Origin of the sequence: Paenibacillus shunpengii (assembly GCF_042684905.1) — a bacterium.
GTDB lineage: Bacteria > Bacillota > Bacilli > Paenibacillales > Paenibacillaceae > Paenibacillus > Paenibacillus shunpengii.
On sequence record NZ_JBHUMJ010000002.1, the window covers coordinates 1,354,265 to 1,372,134 of the forward strand.

General features: G+C 45.8%; 20 protein-coding genes. All 20 read left to right on the forward strand.

The annotated features are described in order from the left end of the window. Positions 1-64: 64 nt before the first annotated feature. The 20 genes from trmFO to fliY all read left to right on the forward strand — a co-directional run bounded on the left by trmFO (position 65) and on the right by fliY (position 17,857). Complete coding sequence (trmFO, locus tag ACFSVM_RS06440; RefSeq protein ID WP_076311154.1) at positions 65-1,396, forward strand: FADH(2)-oxidizing methylenetetrahydrofolate--tRNA-(uracil(54)-C(5))-methyltransferase TrmFO; 1,332 nt, start codon at positions 65-67, stop codon at positions 1,394-1,396. Positions 1,397-1,477: 81 nt separating this feature from the next. After that, positions 1,478-2,020 carry an ATP-dependent protease subunit HslV gene (hslV, locus tag ACFSVM_RS06445; RefSeq protein WP_047909727.1) on the forward strand — a complete coding sequence of 181 codons (543 nt, stop codon included), beginning with the start codon at positions 1,478-1,480 and terminating at the stop codon, positions 2,018-2,020. Between the two features lie 40 nt (positions 2,021-2,060). Beyond that, positions 2,061-3,455 carry an ATP-dependent protease ATPase subunit HslU gene (gene hslU, locus ACFSVM_RS06450; protein ID WP_177178618.1) on the forward strand — a complete coding sequence of 465 codons (1,395 nt, stop codon included), beginning with the start codon at positions 2,061-2,063 and terminating at the stop codon, positions 3,453-3,455. Positions 3,456-3,954: 499 nt separating this feature from the next. Next, positions 3,955-4,359 (forward strand): flagellar basal body rod protein FlgB, encoded by a 405-nt coding sequence (gene flgB, locus ACFSVM_RS06455; protein ID WP_076311152.1) that lies wholly within the window; start codon positions 3,955-3,957, stop codon positions 4,357-4,359. Between the two features lie 7 nt (positions 4,360-4,366). Further along, positions 4,367-4,816, forward strand: a complete 450-nt coding sequence (flgC, locus tag ACFSVM_RS06460) for a flagellar basal body rod protein FlgC (protein ID WP_076311151.1) — start codon at positions 4,367-4,369, stop codon at positions 4,814-4,816. A gap of 45 nt (positions 4,817-4,861) precedes the next feature. Then, on the forward strand, positions 4,862-5,182 hold the full coding sequence (gene fliE / locus ACFSVM_RS06465) for a flagellar hook-basal body complex protein FliE (protein ID WP_256209623.1): 321 nt from the start codon (positions 4,862-4,864) through the stop codon (positions 5,180-5,182). A 37-nt stretch (positions 5,183-5,219) separates the two neighbouring features. Then, positions 5,220-6,806 carry a flagellar basal-body MS-ring/collar protein FliF gene (gene fliF / locus ACFSVM_RS06470; protein WP_076311149.1) on the forward strand — a complete coding sequence of 529 codons (1,587 nt, stop codon included), beginning with the start codon at positions 5,220-5,222 and terminating at the stop codon, positions 6,804-6,806. Positions 6,807-6,817: 11 nt separating this feature from the next. Further along, on the forward strand, positions 6,818-7,831 hold the full coding sequence (gene fliG, locus ACFSVM_RS06475) for a flagellar motor switch protein FliG (protein ID WP_047909723.1): 1,014 nt from the start codon (positions 6,818-6,820) through the stop codon (positions 7,829-7,831). After that, positions 7,824-8,678 (forward strand): FliH/SctL family protein, encoded by an 855-nt coding sequence (locus ACFSVM_RS06480; RefSeq protein WP_076311148.1) that lies wholly within the window; start codon positions 7,824-7,826, stop codon positions 8,676-8,678. The genes fliG and ACFSVM_RS06480 overlap by 8 nt, the downstream gene beginning before the upstream one ends. After that, positions 8,665-9,984, forward strand: coding sequence for a flagellar protein export ATPase FliI (fliI, locus tag ACFSVM_RS06485; RefSeq protein ID WP_076311147.1), 1,320 nt, complete (start codon positions 8,665-8,667; stop codon positions 9,982-9,984). Before ACFSVM_RS06480 ends, fliI begins: the two co-directional genes overlap by 14 nt. An 11-nt stretch (positions 9,985-9,995) precedes the next feature. Continuing rightward, a complete protein-coding gene (gene fliJ, locus ACFSVM_RS06490) occupies positions 9,996-10,439 on the forward strand; it encodes a flagellar export protein FliJ (protein WP_047909720.1) in 444 nt (147 codons plus the stop codon). Positions 10,440-10,480: 41 nt separating this feature from the next. Further along, positions 10,481-11,422: a MotE family protein gene (locus ACFSVM_RS06495; protein WP_090722983.1), complete on the forward strand. Its 942-nt coding sequence runs from the start codon at positions 10,481-10,483 to the stop codon at positions 11,420-11,422. 38 nt (positions 11,423-11,460) lie between these two features. After that, on the forward strand, positions 11,461-12,948 hold the full coding sequence (locus tag ACFSVM_RS06500) for a flagellar hook-length control protein FliK (RefSeq protein WP_379260964.1): 1,488 nt from the start codon (positions 11,461-11,463) through the stop codon (positions 12,946-12,948). A gap of 21 nt (positions 12,949-12,969) precedes the next feature. Further along, positions 12,970-13,491, forward strand: coding sequence for a flagellar hook capping FlgD N-terminal domain-containing protein (locus ACFSVM_RS06505; RefSeq protein WP_076311144.1), 522 nt, complete (start codon positions 12,970-12,972; stop codon positions 13,489-13,491). After that, the gene (locus tag ACFSVM_RS06510; protein WP_076311143.1) at positions 13,488-13,874 is read left to right on the forward strand and encodes a TIGR02530 family flagellar biosynthesis protein; all 387 of its coding nucleotides are present in this window, start codon (positions 13,488-13,490) and stop codon (positions 13,872-13,874) included. The genes ACFSVM_RS06505 and ACFSVM_RS06510 overlap by 4 nt, the downstream gene beginning before the upstream one ends. An 84-nt stretch (positions 13,875-13,958) precedes the next feature. After that, a complete protein-coding gene (gene flgG, locus ACFSVM_RS06515) occupies positions 13,959-14,774 on the forward strand; it encodes a flagellar basal body rod protein FlgG (protein ID WP_076311142.1) in 816 nt (271 codons plus the stop codon). 62 nt (positions 14,775-14,836) lie between these two features. Then, positions 14,837-15,061, forward strand: coding sequence for a flagellar FlbD family protein (locus ACFSVM_RS06520; protein WP_047909714.1), 225 nt, complete (start codon positions 14,837-14,839; stop codon positions 15,059-15,061). A gap of 1 nt (position 15,062) precedes the next feature. Continuing rightward, on the forward strand, positions 15,063-15,527 hold the full coding sequence (locus tag ACFSVM_RS06525; protein ID WP_047909713.1) for a flagellar basal body-associated FliL family protein: 465 nt from the start codon (positions 15,063-15,065) through the stop codon (positions 15,525-15,527). Between the two features lie 49 nt (positions 15,528-15,576). Further along, on the forward strand, positions 15,577-16,575 hold the full coding sequence (gene fliM, locus ACFSVM_RS06530; RefSeq protein WP_076311141.1) for a flagellar motor switch protein FliM: 999 nt from the start codon (positions 15,577-15,579) through the stop codon (positions 16,573-16,575). Then, entirely contained in the window at positions 16,565-17,857 is a 1,293-nt protein-coding gene (fliY, locus tag ACFSVM_RS06535; RefSeq protein ID WP_379260969.1) for a flagellar motor switch phosphatase FliY, read from the forward strand. The genes fliM and fliY overlap by 11 nt, the downstream gene beginning before the upstream one ends. Positions 17,858-17,870 lie beyond the last annotated feature (13 nt).

Genomic DNA, 17,870 nt, shown 5'->3' on the forward strand with positions numbered 1-17,870 from the left:
CTGCAGCTTTCTGTATCCAAGACTCTGATATAGAGTCCTGGATACATGCAGCGAGGGGGTAAATATGAACGAGAAACAACAAGTAACGGTAATTGGTGCAGGACTGGCAGGAAGTGAAGCTGCTTGGCAGATTGCTAAACGAGGGGTACCGGTAAAGCTGTATGAAATGAGACCGGTCGTAAAGACGCCTGCCCATCACACGAATAAATTTGCTGAGCTGGTGTGCAGTAATTCACTAAGAGCGAATGGACTGACGAATGCTGTAGGTGTATTAAAAGAAGAAATGCGTATGTTGGATTCACTGGTAATTGGCTCCGCCGATCGGAACGCTGTCCCTGCTGGTGGTGCACTGGCTGTTGACCGGGATGGATTTTCTGGTGAAATCACGAATACACTGCATGAGCATCCGCTGATTACAGTGGTGAATGAGGAGATCCAGGAGATTCCAACGGATGGCATTGTCGTTATTGCGACAGGTCCTCTGACTTCCCCTGCATTGTCCACACAGATTAAAGATCTGATGGGTGAAGAATACTTCTATTTCTACGATGCGGCCGCACCGATTGTAGAGAAAGAATCCATTGATATGAACAAAGTGTATTTAGCATCCCGTTATGACAAGGGAGAAGCGGCTTACCTCAATTGCCCAATGAATGAAGAAGAGTTTGATCGTTTCTACGATGCTCTGATCGCCGCTGAGGTTGCTGAGCTTAAAGAGTTTGAGAAAGAGATTTATTTTGAAGGCTGCATGCCGATTGAGGTTATGATGAAACGCGGTAAACAGACAGCGTTATTCGGACCGATGAAGCCTGTGGGTCTAGTTAATCCGCATACGGGAGAGCTCCCTTATGCCGTTGTCCAGCTGCGCCAGGACAACGCGGCAGGAACGCTGTATAATCTGGTAGGCTTCCAAACGCATCTGAAATGGGGAGAGCAGAAGCGTGTGTTCGGTATGATTCCAGGTCTTGAGAATGCAGAATTTGTGCGTTATGGGGTCATGCATCGTAATACCTTTATCAACTCTCCAAAATTGCTTGAGCCTACGTATCAGTTCAAGAATCGGAGCAATCTGTTCTTTGCTGGTCAGATGACAGGTGTAGAAGGTTATGTGGAATCTGCAGCTTCAGGACTGATTGCGGGTATGAATGCTGCGAATCTGGCACTAGGCAAAGACCTGACGACGCTGCCCGTAGACAGTACGCTTGGAAGTATGGCGAACTACATTACGACAGCTGATTTCAAACACTTCCAGCCGATGAATGCGAACTTTGGACTATTACCGAAGCTGGAACAGAAAATTCGGAACAAGAAGGAAAAGAATGAGGCACTGGCGAATCGTGCGTTAGACAGCATAAGACGTTTCAAGCAAGAGCAAGGTCTCTCCACAGTGCAATAGCGACATCTTGAGGAAAGCCCGGTAAGTCTCTCAGCGACGTGCCGGGTTTTTACCATATACGAATCAAGGGAGGTAGCAATTATGGAAACTACATTTCATGCGACGACGATCTGTGCGGTGCGTCATCATGGCAAGGCGGCCATCGCGGGAGATGGACAGGTTACGATGGGTCAGAGTGTGGTAATGAAAAATACAGCGAAGAAGGTCCGGAGATTGTACCGCGGACAGGTTGTTGCAGGCTTTGCTGGTTCTGTAGCTGATGCCATCACTCTGTTTGAGAAATTTGAAGGCAAGCTTGAGGAGCATCATGGCAATCTGCAAAGAGCTGCGGTGGAACTCGCCAAGGATTGGCGTCAGGATCGTGTGCTGCGCAAGCTGGAGGCGTTAATGATCGTAATGGACAAAACGGGCATGCTGCTTATATCTGGAGGCGGGGAGATTATTGAACCGGATGATGACATTCTAGCCATCGGGTCAGGCGGCAACTATGCTCTTGCAGCTGCAAGAGCTCTGAAGCGGCATCCGGGTGAGCTTGAAGCAAAGGATATGGCTCGTGAGGCTTTGGTTGTAGCTTCCGAGATTTGCGTGTTTACGAACAGTAATATTATCGTTGAAGAACTGTAAACTCTGAATAGGAACAGGAATAAAAGGAGGTATGTAAATAATGAACGAAGCTTTTACTCCCAGACAAATTGTCGCTGAGCTGGATAAGTACATCGTTGGTCAGAAGCAGGCCAAGAAGTCCGTCGCTGTTGCCCTCCGTAACAGATATCGTCGAAGCAGGCTGCCGGAAGATGCCCAGGATGAAATTGTGCCAAAGAATATACTGATGATTGGACCTACAGGGGTAGGTAAGACGGAGATCGCTAGACGGCTCGCCAAGCTGGTCGGTGCTCCATTTGTAAAAGTAGAAGCTACTAAATTCACAGAGGTTGGTTATGTCGGACGTGACGTCGAATCGATGGTTCGGGACTTGATTGAAACTTCGATCCGGATTGTCAAATTGGAGAAGACGGAAAAGGTCAAAGACAAGGCTGAGGAAAATGCGAATGAGCGTATTGTGCAAATCCTTGTCCCGTCGGCTAACAAATCAAAGAATCAAAAAAATCCTTTTGAAATGCTGTTTGGCAATCATCAGCAGACACAGCAAGAGGAAGATCCGGCACAAGATGCCTCAATCCATGAACGCAGACGTAAAGTGAAATTTGAGCTGCTGGCCGGCCAGCTTGAGAATGATACGATCGAGATTGATGTTGAGGATAATGCACCTAACATGTTTGATATGTTTGCCGGTCAAGGAAATGACCAAATGGGCATGAATATGCAAGAGATGTTTGGTAACTTCCTCCCGAAACGTACTAAGAAACGCAAGCTGCCCATCAAGGAAGCACGTAAAGTCCTTATTCAGGAGGAAGCGAGCAAGCTTATCGATATGGATGATGTGACACAGGAATCGATTCGGCGTGCGGAGCAGTCCGGTATCATTTTTATAGATGAGATCGATAAGGTAGCAAGTCGTGGACAAGGATCAGGGCCAGATGTGTCCCGTGAGGGCGTTCAGAGGGATATTCTTCCTATCGTTGAAGGATCGACTGTAATGACCAAATACGGGCCTGTAAAGACGGATTACATCCTGTTTATAGCTGCAGGTGCTTTTCATGTGTCGAAGCCGTCAGATCTCATTCCGGAGCTCCAAGGACGCTTTCCTATTCGGGTAGAACTCAGCAGTCTATCTCTGGATGATTTTGTATCTATCTTGACAGAACCGAAAAATGCGCTGACCAAACAATATGTTGATCTGCTGAAAACCGAGGACATCGAGATTGAATTCTCTCCAGAAGCTATTCGGGAGATTGCGAACATCGCAGAATCCGTCAACCTGAATACGGAGAATATTGGTGCTCGTCGTCTACATACGATCTTGGAGAAGCTGCTTGAGGATCTGTCCTTTGAAGCGCCGGAACTCACCTTAGAGAAGATGACAATTACACCGGAATATGTAAGAGAGAAGCTCGGTGGAATTGCGAAAGACCGTGATCTAAGTCAGTATATTTTGTAGAATTAAGACTCTTTATAGAGAATTTCTCTGTAAAGAGTCTTTTTGTGTGCGCATTTTCATCTTAGTGCAATTCTATACTTGTTTTGTGGTAAAAATCCAACCAGTCTCCAAGTCAAATATGACAATAAATGCGGTTTGTCGCGCTTTTTCCTCCTAAAGTATCATATCGTTTTTAGTGAAATCTTAAAATCGACCTATCTGAAATTAAGAATTTTTTATGAAAATATACAGCTAAGAATGGGACTATATTTTCATGAGAATGTACATATTTTGAAAATTATACATATTAAGTCCTTGTTTTTGGCAAAAGATAGGGCTTTTTTCTTATTGTAATAAATGCCCAACTCTAAGAAACTTAGAATATACGACAAATAACTTATTATTTCTACTAAAGACCTAGGAAAAGAGTAAAGTTCAGATTTATTTGTCGAAATTATTTGAACTAGGTCTCATTTTTCAAATGGTAATAGTTTAAATATTCTGGAAGGAGAGGACGAGGATTAATCTTCTGAATGATGTAAGCTTTCGAACATTGCAAGCAGGAATTGATGCAGCTAACGTCAGACAACTTGCGATTACTAATAATATAGCGAATAGTGACACTCCTTATTTCAAACGTTCAGAGGTTCACTTCGAGCAGCTGCTTGCACAGGAAATGCAAGGAACACCGACTTTAACTGGAAGACGTACGAATGAGAGACACATACCCATTGGTCCTAGTTCTTTCATTCCAGCAGCTGTCACAACCACCGATAACAGTACAGCTATGAGCAATAATGACAACAATGTTGACGTAGATAAGGAAATGAGTCTTTTGGCGGAAAATCAGCTGCGGTATAACTCTTATATTCAATTGGTGAATGAACATATCAAGATTATGCGCACTGCAACCGAAGGGAGATAGATCATAAGTGAACATCAGTAAGAGCTTTGATATCAGTGCTTCTGCATTAACTGCTCAGCGGCTTCGCATGGATGTGATTTCTTCGAATATAGCGAACAGTGAAACGACAAGAGCAAAGATCGAGAATGGTGAAGCCGTTCCATACAAGCGAAAAATGGTTGTACTCGAGTCCAATCAGCCCAGCTTCAAGCAGATGCTAGACAATGAGATGCAAGGCGGAAATGTGGGTCAGGGAGTTAAAGTCGCGGCGATTGAAGAGGACACGGCACCACTGAAGCCGGTATACAATCCGACACATCCGGATGCAAATGCAGAAGGGTATGTGTACATGCCTAACGTGGATACAACAAAAGAAATGGTAGATTTAATAGGTGCATCAAGATCCTATGAAGCAAACGTTACTGCCCTTAATGCTTCCAAAGCCATGGTGATGAAAGCACTGGAGATCGGACGTTAGAAATAAGCTAGAGAAAAATGATGTGAATACATAATCGTGAAGATAATGGGAGGGAAAATCGTGATCGAAAATACGATGTTTAAAGCTTCAGCTATCCAAACCCCTAAGGTTAACATGACACAGGGCAATTCGACCCCAACAGAAACCATCAATCAATTCTCTTCCTACCTTGAAGATGCAATCACTCAAGTGGCAGATCAAGAAAAACATGCGAGCGAAATGTCAACCGAGTTTGTACTTGGCAACGTAAATGTTGATCAGGTTATGGTCGCATCACAGCAGGCTCTCCTAAGTCTGCAACTGACAACCCAAGTTCGAAACAAGGTAATCGAGGCCTACCAGGAAATCATGCGGATCCAAATGTAGTTTATGTTTATAGCAAAGTTTCGGATGAGGTGACACAGTGAACGAAAGAATTGCCCAATATAAGGACAAGGTTTCCGCGTATTGGAACAAATTTACGAAAAAACAAAAAGTAATGTTAATTTCGACCGTCTTATTCCTGATCATTGCGATTGTGGTTCTAACGATACAGTTCTCCAAGACGGAATATGAGGTTGCGTTTACGGGGCTGGATGCAGGAGATTCTGCTGGAGTAATCAGCTATTTGGAATCAGGTAATATTCCGTTTCAATTGAACGCAGATGGCTCTGAAATTTCCATACCAAGTACCCAAGCGGCTCGTGTAAAAGTCGATGTCGGCTCCCAAGGTTTGATTCAGAATGGATCGATCGGATATGACATCTTTGAGCAGGGCTCGTCAGCAATGGGTATGACGGACAAAGAATTCCAAGTAAAGTATGCCAATGCTTTTAATGGTGAAATCGAGCAGATGCTATTAGGTATGCAGGGGATATCTGAGGCTAAAGTCCTAGTTAATCTTCCAAAAGAAAGCTTGTTTGCATCATCAGCTCAAGATAGTGCTTCCGCATCTGCGGTGCTTCAATTTCAACCAGGGTATCAGCCTTCGCAGGCGGCCGTTGACGGATATTTCAATTTGCTGAAAACAGCTGTTCCACATCTGCCAATTGAGAATATTACGATTTCAACAGATCAAGGCGAGGAGCTCGTACCTACGGAGCGCGGTGGTGGAAGTGTTCTCGGTGAAGTGCAGGAGAACATGCAGCTTCAGAAGCAATATGAAGAGGACATTGAGAAAACAGTCAGAGAGTTTTTGACGGGTATTACAGGCAGCAGTAATGTTGACGTGCTTGTAACATCTAATCTGAACTTTGACAAGGTCAATGAAACGCAAAATCTCGTTACTCCTGTAGATGAAGAAAATATGAGGGGGATCGAAATCAGCGTCCAGGATATTCAAAGCAGTTATACTGGCGGAGGTTCTGCTGATGGCGGAGTTGCTGGCACTGGAGAAGAAGATGTCGTCAATTACCCGGCAGCCGATGCTTCCACCACAAGTGGTGAAGAAAGCTCTTCTGTCATCAATTACGAAGTGAACCGCATTGCTAAAGAAATCGTACAGAGTCCATACGTTGTTAAAGATTTAACCATTAATGTAGCAGTTGAATCACCTGGTAGTCCAAATGATGATCAAGACGATGAAACATCAGACACCACGGAACAGATCAGAGAGGTGCTTAAAAATATTGTCAGATCCTCATTGTCGAACTCAGGGGTTGAATATACTGAAGACCAAGTGACTCAGAGAGTATCTGTCACTGAGAAACCAGCACAAGTGCAAGAAGCGGAACAAACCGGAATTCAGCTCACATCAGGCATGATCTGGGGGCTGGCTGCAGCCGCTGCATTACTGCTTGCTGGCGGTGGATATTTAATATACAGAAGACGGCGCAACAAGGAAGAAGAGTTCGAAGAAGATATTCCGCTCCAGGTTCCTACAGAGTTCCCGTCCATTAATTTGGAAACAGTCACGAATGAAAGCCAAGTGCGCAAACAGCTGGAAACACTCGCCAAGAAGAAACCAGATGAATTTGTTAACCTGCTTCGTACATGGCTAGCTGATGAATAGAGGTGAACGAGTTGGTTAAGCAGGGGAACGGATTAACAGGCCGGCAGAAAGCCGCCATATTGCTTATAACATTAGGACCTGAAGTGTCTGCGCAGATCTTCAAGCATTTGAGAGATGAAGAGATCGAACAATTGACGCTGGAAATTGCCAATGTTCGTAAGGTGGATTCAGGAGAGAAAGAATTGATTATGTCCGAGTTCCATCAAATTTGCTTGGCTCAAGAGTATATCTCGCAGGGCGGCATCAATTATGCCAAGGAAATTTTGGAAAAAGCACTCGGATCACAAAAAGCACTGGAGGTTATCAATCGTCTAACCGCTACACTTCAGGTCAGACCGTTTGATTTTGCTCGTAAAGCGGATCCGAATCAAATTCTTAACTTCATTCAGAACGAGAGCCCGCAGACTATTGCGCTAGTACTGTCCTATCTGCAATTTGAGCAGGCAGCAGCCATTCTGTCCTCGCTTCCGCAGGACAAACAGGCCGATGTCGCAAGACGCGTAGCCGTCATGGACAGCACTTCTCCTGAAGTCATTTCACAAGTGGAACGGGTTCTGGAACAGAAGCTGTCTGCAACGGTGACTCAGGATTATACTAATGCCGGCGGTATTGAATCCATTGTTCAGATTCTAAATGGTGTCGATCGGGGAACAGAGCGTACCATTCTCGACTCTCTCGAAATTCAAGATCCAGAGCTTGCAGAAGAAATTAAGAAACGGATGTTTGTATTTGAAGACATCGTTAATGTGGATAACCGTTCAATTCAGCGCATTATCCGTGATATCGACAATGCCGATCTGCAGCTTGCCCTTAAAGTGGCGAGTGAAGAAGTGCGTCAAGCGATATTCACGAACATGTCGAAACGCATGTCCGAAACGTTCAAGGAAGAGATGGAGTACATGGGTCCTGTAAGGCTTCGTGATGTGGAAGAAGCACAGACTCGAATTGTCGCAACGATCAGAAGATTGGAAGAAGCTGGTGAGATTATTATAGCTCGCGGCGGAGGAGATGATATCGTTGTCTAATTTGATTAAGTCCTTCCAATACGTCCCGGTGGATACTCACAAACAGCTGAGACCTGTTCATGAGTATGGAGATAAGCTGCAGGAGGAACAAATTACGGACAATTTGGATGTTACTTCTCATATCGGTCAACAACCGAGTGTTGATGAGGAAACGCTAAAACTAAAAGAAGAAATGCTTCATAATGCGAAAGAATTTGCAGAAAGGCAGATTCGTGAAGCGGCAGAAGAAGCGGAACGGATGCTGCAGGAGGGCAGAGCTCAGATCGAGGCCTGGTGGGAAGAAAAAAGATTACAGGATGAGCATTTAGTTGAGGCGCTGCGCTCCGAGGGTTTTAAACAGGGATATGACGAAGGGTGTGACAAAGCACAGAAGGAGCTTCAGGAGCAAGTGGAGATTAAGATGCTTGAAGCTCAAGCAGTGCTAAATGAAGCATACCAAGCGAAGGACCAGATCATCCAGGAAGCAGAGCCCTTCCTCGTTGAGCTCAGCAGTGCGATCGCGGAGAAAATCATTGACAGACAGCTGACTGAGGATACGGATCTCATGCTCGATCTGATCAAGAAGAATCTATCTCGCAAACGAGAGCAAGGGGTCATTACTCTATGTGTCGCTCCATCCCAGTTCTCCTTTGTTCAAGCAGCGAGAGAGGAATTGAGCTTCGCAATTGATTCTCAAGCCGAGCTGAAGATATTGCCTGACGCTTCTGTCAAGGACCGTGGCTGTGTTATCCGTTCAGCATACGGAAGTGTGGATGCAAGAATAGATACCCAATTGACGGAGATCAAGAAGGAATTGATCAGAGTCGCACTTGATCAGGAGGAGCGAGGACAGTATGAAGGTGCTTAGCTCACACAGATATATTGATCAGCTCAAACATTTGGATCCGATTCGCATTAATGGAAAAGTAACGCAGGTGATCGGGCTGATGGTGGAGTCGGAAGGTCCAGACGCCAGCATAGGGGATGTATGCCTCATCTATCCCAGCCAGTCATCGACACCTTTGAAGGCTGAGGTTGTCGGGTTTAGAGACAATAAAGTGCTTCTGATGCCGCTTGGAGATCTGCAATCCATCGGCCCTGGATGTGATGTCGTAGGTACAGGAAAACCGCTGAATGTACAGGTGGGATCTGAGCTGCTAGGAAAAGTGCTGGATGGGTTAGGTCAGCCGCTGGATGGATCATTAATACCCGCGAGAATGCAGCATTATTCCACCTCTAGTACGCCCATTAACCCGCTCAATAGGCCGAGAGTTCAAGAGCCGATAAGCATTGGCGTTCGGGCTATCGACGGTCTGCTCACGATTGGTAAAGGCCAGCGTGTAGGTATTTTTGCCGGATCCGGGGTAGGGAAAAGTACACTTATGGGTATGATCGCAAGAAATACATCAGCTGATGTGAATGTCATCGCACTGATTGGAGAGCGCGGACGTGAGGTGCTCGATTTCATTGAGCGGGATTTGGGACCAGAAGGATTGGAACGGTCTGTTGTCATCGTTGCGACCTCGGATCAGCCTGCACTGGTGAGGATTAAGGGGGCGCTCATTGCGACAACCATTGCAGAGTACTTCCGAGATCGAGGCATGAATGTGATGCTGATGATGGACTCTGTTACGAGATATGCGATGGCCCAGCGGGAGGTTGGTCTAGCCGTTGGGGAACCGCCCGCTATGAGAGGTTATACCCCGTCTGTATTTGCGAGTCTCCCTAAATTGCTGGAAAGAGCGGGTACAGGACCAACGGGCTCAATCACTGCTTTTTATACCGTGCTGGTAGATGGTGACGATATGAACGAACCGATTGCCGATGCGGTCAGAGGGATTCTCGATGGGCACATCGTGCTCAATCGGGGCATTGCCAACAAAGGGCATTTCCCAGCCATTGATGTGCTGGCGAGTATAAGCCGGGTGATGAAGGACATTGCCCCCCGCGATCAGATTGAGGCTGCCGAAAATATAAAGAGACTGATGTCCGTGTTCAAGAACTCGGAGGATCTGATTAACATAGGTGCTTATCAAAAAGGCTCTAATGCGGAAATTGACGAGTCTATCGACCGAATCGGAGATATTTGGGATTTTACTCGCCAAAAAGTAGATGAGAAGACGAATTTGGACGAGGTTATGCAGAGATTGATTACAGAATTTTCGAGGAGATGAACAAGTAAGTTATGAGATTCACGTATCATTTTCAGAAGGTTGTCGATCTTAAATCCACTGAAAAAACACAAGCTGAATGGCTGCTATCCTCCGCAATTGGGAAGCTGAAGTCAGAGGAGCAGCATCTTATGGAGCTGGTTCAAGATAAAGAGAATATGCTCCAAGGCATCTCATCGTCATCTCAGCAGTCATTATCTGCTGCGAATCTTCAGGAAATGAACCGATATATTCATTATCTGGACGAATGTATCAGCCGTAAGAACAACGACGTGGCTTATGCACAGGTGAACGTGAAGAAGAATCAGGATTTTTTGAATGACAAGATGCTGGACGAGAAGGTTTGGATGGAAGCAAGAGAAAAAGCAAAAATGCATTTTCAACAGGAAATGCTCCTTCGGGAACAAAATGAACTGGATGAAATGGCAACGGTGCGCTTTGCAGTCAAAGCACGTTAATGACAGTGACGTGAGGAAATGCGCCGGAGGAGGTATGAGTTTTGGTAGGCAAGGATAAGGAAGAGCTGGAGCGAGAGTCCAGCAGCGGATGGGAAAAATTCCTTGTAATCGCAGTCCCGATCGTATTTACAGCTGTTCTCGTTACCGCACTTCTCATCGTACTGAACGGTGACTTCAAGAATAAGGCTATGGCTTTCTTAAGCCAAGTTCCGATTGTTAGAGAATGGATTCCTGAAGATGCACTTGATCCTGAATTGGTCAAAGAGAGAAAGCTGGAGCAGCAAATGGAGAGCGATCAGGCTACAATCGAAACTTTGAAAGCAGACCTTGAGGCTGCTGAGAAGGATCTGGCCGAGGCAGAAGCGCAAAAGACACAGCAGGATGACAAAGTGAAACAGTTAGAAGAAGAAATTAAGCAGCTGGAGCAAGCGAAGGATAGCAGAACGGAAGATGGCGAGGAACAGGTCGATCCTTATGTGCAGGAGATCAGAGACCTGGCCAAGATGTATGGTGAGATGAAGCCTAGCAAAGCGGCACCAATTATTCAGAGTATGACAAAAGAAGAGCAGGTACAGCTTCTATCAGAGATGAAATCGGATGAACGAATAGGCATTCTAGAGAAAATGAATCCACAGTCTGCTGCTGAATTGACTTCAGCTCTCAAGGAAGTAACAACATCAGAGGTGAAGGCAATCGCGGCATTGCAATCGAAGCTCGCGGCAAGTCAGCCCGCAGCAGAGACGGCGCAGACCAATAACAGTCGGAATCTGGACCAGAATGAGCTTACTCAAACGTTCTCATCCATGTCGGCTGCAAGCGGTGCAGAGCTTATTCTGGAGATGAACAAGATCAGCTCTGATCGGGCCATTACGATCCTTAAGACGGTTGATGATGCCAAGAGAGCAGAACTCCTTGACAGCATGTCTGGCATTGACAAAGAAGCTTCTGCCAAAATCCTGAATAGACTTATGGGTGGGAAATAGACTTTAATTTGCGATTTGAAAGGAGGTGAAAAAAAGAAATGATATCTTTCTTGCCGCAAATGGCGATGACACAGACTGTCGAATCAACAAGCAGCACACTTGCAGGAAACAGCAGCGGAACGGGATCGAGTACGCAGCCTTCCTTTCTCGAACAGCTACAGGGATTGATGGGGACAACTTCATCTTCTGGCAGCAGCACATCTGACGTCAATCAAGCGGGATTATTTACTTTAATGGCCGCAGCCGGAATGACGGCGGCTTCCGAGGAGGAAATGAATCTGGCACTGCAGGATGAGTCAGAGCTATTCGCAGCAGCAGAACAGCTGATTGAGAACCTGATCAAAGCGTTGGAAGACTCCAAAGAGAAGCTTCTGCTAGAGGATTCAGAATTATTAGCCGATTTAAATGCTTGGCTCTCGCAATTCATGAATGCATATTACCCAGCGGCTCAGGAAGGCAGTGAATCATCGGATTCTACTTCACAGCAAATAGTTAATATCCTGGCTAATGATCCGAACACGATCCAATATGCGGTGCAAGAGGCATTACAGCAAGTGGTTGAAGCGAGCGGGAAGAAGAGTTCAGATGGACAAGCCCTGGTGCAGCAGAGCCTACATACAGAGCTGATTACTTCTCTCAAGAATTTATTACAAAAATCAGATATAAGTACAGAGTCTCTAGAGAAATTACAGGTTGTAACAGAACAAATAGCAACAGTCGTAAATATGTCTTCGAATAAGGAAGCTGTGATCCAGTATGCCAGCTCTGCATTAATGGAGCAACTGCTCAAAGCTGCGGGTGAGGACAGCACGAGTACCGTTAGCACCACGGAGGACTCCAATCAGGTGACAGACAAGGAAGCCGGCAAGCTTGTTCCAACAGAAGCTTCGAAGACCAGCATCGTTGAAGAGACGGACTCTTCGGCTTCAACCTCAGATGGTGAACAAGGGAAAGAGAATGAACCTACAACAGCGGGTCAGCTCGTACTGCGCAGCGGTAATGTTCAAACACCCGTTGCAAAATCTGAGATGGCAATACCTGCGGGGCAATTTGTGAAGGATATGTCTGAGTTTGTCATTCAAAAGTTCGAGTTTGTTAAACAGAACGGCGTAGCGGAGGCGGTCATTTCACTGCGGCCGGAACATTTAGGGCAGGTTGATGTTCAGCTATCCATGCAGAATGGACAACTCGTTGCCCGTTTTATGACAGAGCAGGTGATAGCCAAGGATTTGCTCGAGCAGCAGATCACTCAGCTGAGAGCCACACTCCAGGCTCAGGGGATCCAAGTCGAAAGACTGGAAGTCACACAGAACACATCACTATCTTCCCATATGTATCAGGATGGGGGAGGTTCTAATGGACAGTCCGGAGGAGAACGGAGATCCAGGGAACGTGAGCAAAGAGATGAAGATGCCATTCAGGCGGTAGAAATGCAGGATGAGCTTCGAACATGGATGCGAGAACAGCAAGGACTGGAGGTCTTCCCTTCAGCAGAACGTACCCAAGGCTTTACAGCCAAAGCTTGATAGGAAGTGAGGTGGTAACGAGTGGCAGACATAATCTCAACATCTAATGTATGGCCGAACTATTCCGCGGGCAATGTGGCCGCAGCCAGCAGAAAATCAACGCAGGAGATGGGCAAGGATCAATTCCTCAAAATTCTTATAACCCAGCTGCAGAATCAGAACCCGATGCAGCCGATGGAGGATAAAGAATTTATCGCTCAGATGGCACAATTTACTTCAGTCGAACAGTTAACCAATATTTCAGGCCAGCTGGAGAGCTTGGCACAATCTCTAGGAGCAGCATCCGGATTGATTGGCAAAAATGTAAGCTGGATCGGAAAAGATGCGGAGTCGGGAGAATCGGGTGTGCTTACTGGACAGGTTGAGTCCATCATAATTCGTGATCAAATTCAGTATGCCATGATCGGTGATGAAGAAGTAGCCCTCACAGACATCATACAAATCAGTGATCCAGCACCAGCAGAGGGAGAAGAAGTGCAGCAGCCAGATGCAGAGCTCGCTGATGAAGAATCGTCTGAAGATCAATCCGGTACACAGGTATGAGTGACATTTTAAGAGTAGGCCAGCTGTATACAGGACCGGTTACACCCGGAAGCCTTCGAGATGTCAACAAGAAGAGCACGAGCTCCTCAGCGGCAGGAACTTCTTTTCAAGAGCTGCTAAATCAGGAGTGGGTCAAGCTCAGTCATCATGCTTCCAAAAGGCTTGCACAGCGTGGAATCGAGCTTGGGAATGAGCAGCTGATGAAGCTCGGTGATGCAATTGATAAGGCGGCAGCAAAAGGAGCAAAGGAAACGCTGGTGCTGATGCAGGATACGGCCTTTATTGTAAATGTACCGAACCGCACTGTGGTAACCGCAGTGAACGGGGATTCCATGAGTGACAATGTATTTACTCAGATTGACAGTGCAGTAATTATATCTTAACCGGCTGGCCCTAAACGGAGAGCCTTCATGCCGTGGACCGACTGAAGCGGCAAAAATAACTGAACAAAAGAAAGGTAGTGCGAAATGCTGAAGTCTATGTATTCCGGAGTGTCCGGAATGAGAGGATTCCAAACCAAGCTTGATGTGATCGGTAACAATATTGCGAATGTGAATACGACCGGATTTAAATCCAGCCGGGTAATGTTCAAGGATATTATGAGCCAGACGATCTCCGGAACAACCGCGCCAACTGATGAGAGTGGAGGAGTAAATGCGAAACAGGTAGGTCTTGGAGTGAGTGTGGGTTCAATTGATACATTGCACCTCGCTGGGTCTGCCCAGACGACAAACAATCCTACGGATTTGCGTCTCGAAGGAAATGGATTCTTTCTTGTAGGTCTTACGGATGGTCAAGAACCGCCTTATCTTACACGTGCTGGTGATTTTCATGTGGATGCAAATGGTAATCTCCTGACTTCTGACGGATTGTTTGTCTTTGATTCCGATGGAGCAGCGATCGTGATCGACCCTGAAGTGGTGGCTTTTTCAATTGGTCAGGATGGCACGATTAATACACAGCTTGCGGATGGAACCGTAGCAGCAGATGTTCAGCTAGGGATTGGACTTGTCGCAAATCCGGGTGGTCTTGAGAAAATGGGAGGCAACCTGTACCGTATGACCTTGAATGCCAATCCAGAAGGAGAGCTTGAAATCGTCACTGCCAATGACGCTGAAGCAGGTACTGGAGCGATTGTTACAGGACAGCTGGAAATGTCGAACGTCGATCTTACAGGTGAATTTACAGAAATGATCGTGGCACAGCGCGGATTCCAAGCGAATTCACGTATTATTACAACCTCTGATGAAGTGCTTACTGAAGTCGTAAACCTCAAGCGTTAATAATTTGATAGCTTAGGGGAGGCTGACAGCTTCCCTTAGGCACTTAAGCGGGAGGAAAACCCATGATATTAGTGACGAGATTAAATGGTTCATCCATGTGGTTAAATGCGCTGCTCGTAGAAACTGTAGAAGAAACACCGGATACATACGTCACTCTCGTTACAGGTAAACGTTTGATTGTATTAGAAAAGGCAGACGAAATCATTAACAAGATCAAAGAGTATAACGGTGAAATAGGCATACATGCAGCAACGATAAAAGTGCAGCAGCAAACGGAGGATTCCTAATATGAAAAAGATGTTACCCTGGCTTTCTACGATCATGCTTGGCATTACCCTGATCGTGCTTGCTGTGGTTCTGTTAGTAGATCGGACAAATGCAGATGAGAGCTCAAATCAGGAAGTGGCTGAAAGTACAGCGACGAAGCATTTATCCGCAGATGAAATCGTAGAGCTGACTTCAGAAATTACAGACATCAAGACCAACCTTGCAGGATATACGAATATTGTGCAATTGAACCTCGCTTTCCAGGTCAACTCCAAGGAAGCCAAAGAAGATTTTGAGAAGATCAAGGAAATTCAAATCAAGCCCGCTATACTGCAGAAACTAGCTGATACTCAGCCTGAGCAGCTTGAGTCCGGCAAGAACCGTGATTTGTTCCTGAGTGAGCTCACAGAGCTCATTAATAAAGAACTGCCAAGCGGCAGAGTTACGGAAAGTAAAATAACTTCTATCGTGGTAGCAGGCTTGTAAAATGCAGCTTAGGCAAGTTCATTTTTATTTCTGCAAGGGGGTGAGATAAATGGTTGATGTACTTTCACAGAATGAGATTGATGCCCTCCTCGCTGCTCTTTCCTCTGGGGAGATGGATGCTGAAGAGCTCAAGAAGGAAGAAACCGCGCGAAAGATCAGATCCTACGATTTTAAACGTGCAGTACGCTTTTCGAAGGATCATATTCGAAGCCTGACGCGTATACATGAGAACTTTGCGAGGTATCTGACGACTTATTTTTCAGCACAATTACGAACTTTTGTTCAAATTAATGTTGTTCAGGTTGAGCAGCTGCCTTATGACGAGTTTATCAGGTCCATACCGAAGATGACGATCTTGAACATATTTGAAGCGGAGCCGCTCCAAGGCAGAATGGTGCTCGAAGTGCACCCCAACGTTGCCTACGCGATGCTGGATCGTTTACTGGGCGGGCCCGGGACCTCATCAGCCAAGAACAGCTCAATGACTGAGATTGAAACTACCATTATGGAACGAATATTTAGCAAAGCATTCGACAGCCTGCAAGAAGCGTGGAAGACGGTACTTGATATCACACCAAGAATGGAAGCACTGGAGACGAATCCGCAGTTTATGCAGATTGTATCTCCGAACGAGACCATTGCTCTTATTTCGCTCAGCACCAAGATCGGTGACACCACAGGAATGATAAATTTATGTATTCCGCATGTGGTAGTTGAACCGATCATGTCCAAGCTGTCGACACATCAGTGGTTTATATCCGAGAAGAAATCGAGAGCGCCTGAGGAAGTCGTAGCCTTAAAAGAAAGAGTTAAAAAAGCGAAATTGCCCATTATCGCAGAACTAGGTGAGTCGAATATTTCCATAGCAGAGTTTCTATCCTTGAATGTCGGAGATGTCATTACATTAAATAAGCCGGTTGAGGAAGGGCTGACGATCAAGGTGGGGGAACGAGCTAAATTTATGGGAAGTCCCGGTACACTTAGAGATCGAGTAGCCGTGCAGATCGATGAGATTCTGATTGAAGGAGTTGAAGAGCTTGACGAGTAAAGATTATTTGTCCCAGGAAGAGATAGATGCTCTATTGAAGCAATCTGAATCCATTTCCAGCGGAGAGCCTGTAATCAAGACGGTTGACGATTATCTCACACCGCTCGAGCAGGATGCACTGGGCGAAATTGGCAACATTACCTTCGGGAGTGCGGCAACAGCGCTGTCCACCTTGCTCGGGAATAAAGTAGATATAACAACACCTAAAATTTCGATTATTAATAAGTCACAGTTTGAAGAGGAGTTCCCCAAACCACATGTTACCGTACATGTTACGTACGTAGATGGATTTGAAGGAATTAATTCCCTTGTGATCAAAAAGCGCGACGCGCAGGTGATAGCTGACTTGATGCTGGGCGGTGAAGGGAATCCGCAGGATGAGGAACTGAATGAAATTCATATCAGTGCGGTTCAAGAAGCAATGAACCAGATGATGGGGTCTTCAGCCACCTCCATGTCCACTTTGTTTAATCGCTTTGTAAATATTTCGCCGCCAAGCATCGACATTTTGAATATGTCCAGCGGTGAAGGGCTCAACAATTTCCCAATGGACGAAACGCTGATTAAGGTATCCTTCAGACTGCTCATTGGAGATTTAATTGATTCGAACATTATGCAGCTGTTAAGAGTCGATTTTGCGAAAAATATGGTTCATATGCTGATCCATGGTTCGTCTGATCCTATGGATGAAGCTGCAAATGAAGCTGCTGCAGCGGTCGAGGAGATGACTGAACCAGTACCACCAGCTCAGGCAGCGCAGCCTACGGTACACACTCCGCAGGAGCATCCGAATAGTATGCCTTCTGCACCATCTGAACCGATGCAGATGCCAAGCATGCCATATCAGGACCCTTGGCAGGGACAAACAGCGATGCCGCCAATGCAGCAACAGATGCCGCAGCAAATGCCGAATATGCAGTATAACGAACCACAGCATTACGGAAATATGCACGCACGCGGTGTAAATGTGCAACCAGTACAATTCGCAAACTTTCAAAATGGAAATTTTGGGCAGCAAAGCGACAATAATTTGAATTTATTGATGGACATACCGCTTAAAGTCACCGTAGAATTAGGAAGGACCCAGAAGCAAATTAAGGATATTTTGGAACTATCTCAGGGATCAATTATTGAACTGGACAAGCTTGCCGGTGAGCCTGTAGATATTCTTGTAAACCAGAAGCTGATCGCTAAGGGCGAGGTCGTTGTTATTGACGAGAACTTTGGTGTACGTGTAACAGATATCATCAGTGAATGGGACCGACTACAGAAAATACAATAAGCATAATTTTTGG